Source organism: Streptomyces sp. AC627_RSS907 (genome assembly GCF_019049165.1).
In genome coordinates this window covers 1-548 of sequence record NZ_JAGMUE010001481.1, presented here as the reverse complement: position 1 = coordinate 548, position 548 = coordinate 1, and the positions used below count along the sequence as shown (strand labels likewise).

Annotated in this window: 1 protein-coding gene; it reads left to right on the top strand. The window is 74.3% G+C overall.

Going from position 1 to position 548, the window contains the following annotated elements; genetic code table 11:
• Positions 1–548 (top strand): molybdopterin cofactor-binding domain-containing protein (locus KUM32_RS42560; protein WP_217146926.1); only part of this gene is annotated, 548 nt, incomplete at both ends.

Below are 548 nucleotides of genomic sequence, written 5' to 3'. Positions count from 1 at the left end.
GTGCGCGGCGTCGGCTACGCCGTCGGCGTCAAGAACGTCGGCTTCTCGGAGGGGTTCGACGACTACTCCACCGCCCGGGTGCGCCTCCAGGCGGTGGCGGGCGAGCCGGTCGCGGCGGTGCACACCGCGATGGCCGAGGTCGGTCAGGGCGGCGTCACGGTGCACGCGCAGATCGCCCGCACCGAACTCGGCGTCGCCGAGGTGACCATCCACCCCGCCGACACCCGCATCGGCTCCGCCGGCTCCACCTCCGCCTCCCGGCAGACCTACGTCACCGGTGGCGCGATCCGCCACGCCTGCGAACTCGTCCGCGAGCGGGTGTTCGACCTCGGCCGGGCCCGGTTCGGCAGCCACCACCCGGCCTGGGCCACGGCCGAACTGCTCCTGGAGGGCGGCAAGGTCGTCACGGACGGCGGCGAGGCGCTGGCCGACCTGGCGGACGTGCTCGGGGACGAGGTCATCGACGTGGAACGGGAGTGGCGGCACCGCCCGACCGAGGCGCTGGACCCGCACACGGGGCAGGGCTTCGGGCACGTGCAGTACTCGTT